Source organism: Blautia sp. CAG:257 (assembly GCF_000433815.1).
Classification (GTDB): Bacteria; Bacillota; Clostridia; order Lachnospirales; family Lachnospiraceae; genus Blautia_A; species Blautia_A caecimuris.
Map to the genome: position 1 here is coordinate 1 of NZ_HF999081.1, position 5,217 is coordinate 5,217.

At 44.2% G+C, this 5,217-nt stretch carries 4 protein-coding genes; 3 read left to right on the forward strand and 1 reads right to left on the reverse strand.

What is annotated here, in order from left to right:
* Nucleotides 1-194 precede the first annotated feature (194 nt).
* A complete protein-coding gene (locus QVP40_RS09980) occupies nucleotides 195-497 on the forward strand; it encodes a DUF6110 family protein (protein WP_022068296.1) in 303 nt (100 codons plus the stop codon).
* 7 nt (nucleotides 498-504) lie between these two features.
* Complete coding sequence (locus tag QVP40_RS09985; RefSeq protein WP_022068297.1) at nucleotides 505-2,586, forward strand: heavy metal translocating P-type ATPase; 2,082 nt, start codon at nucleotides 505-507, stop codon at nucleotides 2,584-2,586.
* Between the two features lie 451 nt (nucleotides 2,587-3,037).
* Here the strand turns inward: QVP40_RS09985 and QVP40_RS09990 are convergent, their stop codons facing one another.
* The gene (locus QVP40_RS09990; RefSeq protein WP_287576008.1) at nucleotides 3,038-3,664 is read right to left on the reverse strand and encodes a lysozyme family protein; all 627 of its coding nucleotides are present in this window, start codon (nucleotides 3,662-3,664) and stop codon (nucleotides 3,038-3,040) included.
* A gap of 742 nt (nucleotides 3,665-4,406) precedes the next feature.
* Between QVP40_RS09990 and QVP40_RS09995 the strand changes: the two genes are divergently transcribed.
* Nucleotides 4,407-5,217, forward strand: an 811-nt coding sequence (locus tag QVP40_RS09995; RefSeq protein ID WP_288200462.1) for a hypothetical protein, incomplete at its 3' end; no start/stop codon positions are given.

Genomic DNA, 5,217 nt, shown 5'->3' on the forward strand with positions numbered 1-5,217 from the left:
CCGTGGTATTTCATATGGGAGAAAGCGGGAATGAACGGTGAAAAAGAAAGTATTATTATAAAAAACAGAGTCTTATAGAGAAGGAGGTGATGCGGTTGTGAAACAACATAGGCTTTGGGCATGGGCGTCTGTCTTTTGCTTTTTGATGGTATTCTATACAGGCTATAAACACAAATGATCAGGAGGTACATAGGATGTTTAGTGATTCTACTTTGAAAAAAATCGGATGTTTTGCAGGAGGAGTCGTATTTGGGACTGCGGGTGTAAAGCTTCTTTCCAGTAAGGACGCAAAAAAGGTATATACAAACTGTACTGCGGCTGTGCTGAGGGCAAAAGACTGCGTTATGAAGACTGTTACAACAGTGCAGGAGAATGCAGAGGATATCCTTGCAGAAGCACAACAGATCAATGAAAAGCGTGCGCAGGAAGAGGCAATGCAGGTGCAGGAAGATGATGTTCAGGAGGATGGTGCGTCTGAACAGGAAGAAAACGAATAGGTAAAAGATGAAATTTCTTATCAAGCATGAAGTACAGGGCCGTCTCCGTATCCATGTTATCCGCAACCGGATGACATGTGCGGAGGCGGATGTTCTTTGCTGGGCCCTTGAAAAACAGAAAAATGTTGTAAAGGTCAAAGTATATGAGCGCACCGCAGATGCTGTGATCTATTATACAGGGGACAGGGAAGAACTGATCCATGGATTAAAACAGTTTCATTTTGAGAAAGCAGATGTTCCGGATAATGTAATCTCAAGCTCCGGGCGTGATTTAAACTCTGCATACAGGGAAAAACTGATCACAAAAACATTACTCCATTATGGAGGGAAATTGCTCTTACCAAATCCGGTGAGAAAAACATGGCTGACTTTGAAAGCACTTCAATATATCGGAAAAGGGATCCGGTGCCTTGCAAGAATGAAAATAGAAGTTCCGGTATTAGATGCAACAGCAATTGGTGTGTCCGTACTGAGGGGAGATTTTAAAACGGCCGGTTCTGTCATGTTTCTGCTGGGAATCGGAGAATTGCTGGAGGAATGGACCCATAAGAAATCCGTAGGGGATCTGGCACGTAGCATGTCTCTAAACATCAAAAAAGTGTGGTTGAAAAGAGACGAGCAGGAGATTTTAGTTCCGGTCTCGGATATCCTGCCGGGTGACAGGGTGATCATACATATGGGCAATGTGATTCCGTTTGATGGAGAAGTGTCTTGCGGAGAAGGTATGGTAAACCAGGCATCTTTGACCGGAGAATCTCTTCCGGTACGAAGATGCGAGGGACAGTCCGTATATGCGGGAACTGTTTTGGAGGAAGGCGAATTGGAAATCGTAGTCAGAGCTGTATCAGGCTCTACCCGGTTTGAGAAGATTGTAACAATGATCGAAGATTCAGAGAAACTGAAATCAAACCTGGAAAGCAAGGCGGAACATCTGGCGGACCGTCTGGTGCCTTATACTCTGGCTGGAACAGCTATCGTTGGTCTGCTGACACGAAATGTTGCAAAAGCGCTCTCAGTTCTTATGGTGGATTTTTCCTGTGCATTGAAGCTGGCTATGCCGATTGCAGTCCTTTCTGCAATACGGGAAGCAGGACAGAATGGAATTACCGTAAAGGGTGGGAAGTATCTGGAGGCTGTGGCAGAAGCAGATATCGTCGTATTTGATAAGACCGGTACGCTGACAAAGGCGAAACCAATCGTAAAAGAAGTCATTGTGTTTGGCGATTATCCGGAACCGGAAGCTCTGCGGATTGCTGCTTGTCTGGAAGAACATTTTCCACACTCCATGGCAAAAGCCGTCGTGGATGCTGCAAAAAGAAGAAGTTTGTATCATGAGGAGATGCATTCCAAAGTAGAATATATTGTTGCCCACGGTATTTCCTCCTATATAGAAGGGAAGAAAACAGTCATCGGCAGCAGCCATTTTGTGTTTGAGGATGAAAAGTGTCGGATTCGTCCGGAATATCAGGAGCGGTTCGATACGCTTCCAGGAGAATATTCTCATCTGTTTCTTGCCATTGACGGAGAGCTGGTTGCAGTAATCTGTATCGAAGATCCTCTCAGGGAAGAAGCCGGGGAGATGGTAAGACTTTTGAAAGAAGAAGGCATTTCCAAGATTGTTATGATGACAGGAGATAGTGAACGTACTGCAGTATCCATTGCGAAACGAGTGGGAGTGGATGAATATTATTCCGAAGTGCTTCCGGAAGACAAGGCAGACTTCATTGAAAGAGAGAAAGCCGCAGGAAGAAAAGTAGTGATGATTGGTGACGGAATCAATGATTCGCCAGCTCTTTCAGCTTCAGATGCGGGAATTACAATCAGCGATGGAGCAGAACTTGCGCGAGAGATCGCAGATATAACCATTGCAGCAGAAGATTTGAGGGAGATTGTTATACTAAAGCGCTTGTCAAATGCCATGATTAATCGTATCCAGGGGAATTATAGGGGAGTCGTTGGAATTAATGCAGCATTGATCGCACTTGGAGTGGCTGGCATAATCCGACCGACAACTTCTGCATTGCTACATAATACTTCTACTCTGGCCATCAGTTTGAAGAGTATGGGAAATTTATTGCCGACTAATTAATATAAAATATTCATATCGTTATAATTTTTAATGTCTGAATAGTTTGATTTGTAGACTATTCAGATATTTTTATAGAACTCAATAATTGTTGTCTAACTACAGAATTTGCAGATATATTTCCGCAAACAAACGGAGATATTTTGGCATATATCATATTAGTCTGGATAAAATTCCCGACGGCCGGCATCAATCAGGGCCTGTCGTTCCATGTGGAGCCTGACTGCAAATCAGTGCGAAAATAGGCGGTTTTGCAGGATTTCAGGGATAAAGCGCAGTCTGTTTGCCACCCATTTGCCACCCGAAAAAATGAAATGAACAAAAAATGAAGAAAAGAGGTTGAATACTCTGAACTAAATCGGAATGTCCAACCGCTTTTTTATTTACCAGGGATTGACCGCAGTGATGTGATTTTTTCCTCCCCCCTCAATTTTGAAGGACAGGAGAAAATGATTTACGGATGATAATATCTCAGCACGTGTTCCGGGTATTTCTGATCGCCGTAATCCCATGGGCCGGCAGTCTCATAAAAAGGATCGTCCTCAGACCGCGCAGTTTCGCCGCTGGCCATTTTGGCAAAAGCCTCTGAAGTTTTTTCAGACCAGGAGGTGATACCGTTCTTTTCCAGGTAGGAGAAGTAAACGTCTGCGCCGAAATTATAAGCCTGAAGGGCAAGGCGGATTCTGTCCATATCAGTGGGGCTGGATACGCCTGCTTTTTCCATTGCATATTTCAGTTCCTGGATTCCACATTCAATGGAGTAGGAAGTATCGGTGATCCCATTTGGAACCTGGGGGTATTTTTTATTGTACGCGCCCTCAGAGGACTGAAGAACGTCAGGACCGCGGCCGGAGCTTTCCTGCATCATCAGAGCAAGGATCAGATCTGTATAATCAGACATTCCGTATTCTGCGGCAATGGTCTCCACATCCTGACGGTAGGCTTCACAGGCAGAGTTAATAGTAAGTATCTCTGACGGCTGCTGCCGGAACCGTATCATCCCGCCTGTAACAGCAAGCAGAAGAATGATCAATGCCGCGGCAAGAAACAGTTTCTGCTTTCGTACCTGTTTTTGTCTCAAGCGCTTTCTGCGGCGTGCGCGAAGCTCCCGGTGGGATCTGGAGTCTGTTTTCTGGCGGCGCGAAGCTCCGGGATTTTTAACAGAAGCGCTTTTTTTACTGGCAGCAGAGGCTTTGTTATTGGAGACTCTGTTTTGGGATCTTGCAGAAGATACGTTGTCTGAGGAGACAGAACTGCTTTCTTTCTGCCTTGCAGGCAATCTGTTCTGTTGTATTTTTAAAGTTTCTTTATCTGATGTATTCATAGCATTATTGTATCGGGAAAACCCTGTTTTGAAAAGAAAAGAATTATTATGAAAGTCTTAAAAATTGGTGAACACCACATAGAAAATTGAAAATAACAAAGGTCTATGGTATGATTTGTAGGAAGTATCGCACTCAGATCTGAATCATCAATGAATATATAAAGTTAAGAGATTTTTTATGTATACTGATTTGTAAGCTATTGCAGAATGAAAAGGCTGGTGGGTCATATAAAAACATACACCGGGCTTATCCTTTTAACTATCAATGAGCAAATTTAAAAAGCAGCAAAATCCTCGCTGATTTGTCTTTCTGAGAGGCAAATATAGAGGCAAAAAATTCTTTTTTGTCCGTATATTACGGATTTCACTGTGTGAAACTTGATATTTGGTCATTTACAGACAATGAGATATGATAAAACAACATAGAGGTGACAGACAGGCTGTGCCGGTAAAAATATGTAGTTTTTAACAGGGCAGCCGGAAAGAAAAGGTGAAAAGTATGAAAAACAGATTCTGGCTTCTGCTGTTATCAGCGATTTTGGTTTTCAGGGGAACTGCTGTTTATGCGGATGTGGCAGATTATCAGACAGTGACGCAGGAAGAACAGAAAGAAAATAAAACCACACAGACTTTTGAGACAGACGATGGACAGGGCAATTCTGTAAAGGTCGCAGCGTGCAGCGACATACTTTATGTGACAGCCAAGGCAGCAACTCTCCGGTCAGTACCCGGCGATGAAGGAGAGGCTCTTGCAGAGGTCTGCCTTGGGGATGAAGTTTCCAGAAGCGCTGTGTGCGACAATAACTGGAGTAAAGTTTCTGTGGAAAAAAACGGGAATAAGGTGATCGGTTACATACAGAATCAGATGCTCAGTGCTGATATTCAGATTCAGCCGGAGAACGATCAGGTAGAGGTAAAAGCAGACAGCAGTATTCTTGATTATCCGGGAAGAAAAGACGGAGAAGTAGTGGGAGAAGTGCTGGAGCTTGATCAGGTAAAGCGCACAGGAACCGTAAATGAAGTGTGGAGCAGAATTTCCTATGAGGACGAAAACGGAGCGGAGCAGACCGGGTATATCCCCACCAGCGCTCTGGATCTGCCGGAACCGGTGCAGACTGCAGATGCGGGAATTGATAAAACTCTGGATGCGGGAACCCTTTCAAAAAGCAGTGGAGAGGGCGTTTTTGCAGAGGCAGTGGAGGCAGGAGGAAACGTAAGTGAAGTCAATGGAGTACAGGTTGGAACTCCTGTTGCGGCATCTTCAGATGCCAATCTGAAGCCGCTGGGAACCTTCCGTATCACTCATTATT

Coding starts and splice junctions, on each gene's coding strand:
- QVP40_RS09985 (WP_022068297.1), top strand. CDS start 505: ATGAAATTTCTTATCAAGCATGAAGTACAGGGCCGTCTCCGTATCCAT.
- QVP40_RS09980 (WP_022068296.1), top strand. CDS start 195: ATGTTTAGTGATTCTACTTTGAAAAAAATCGGATGTTTTGCAGGAGGA.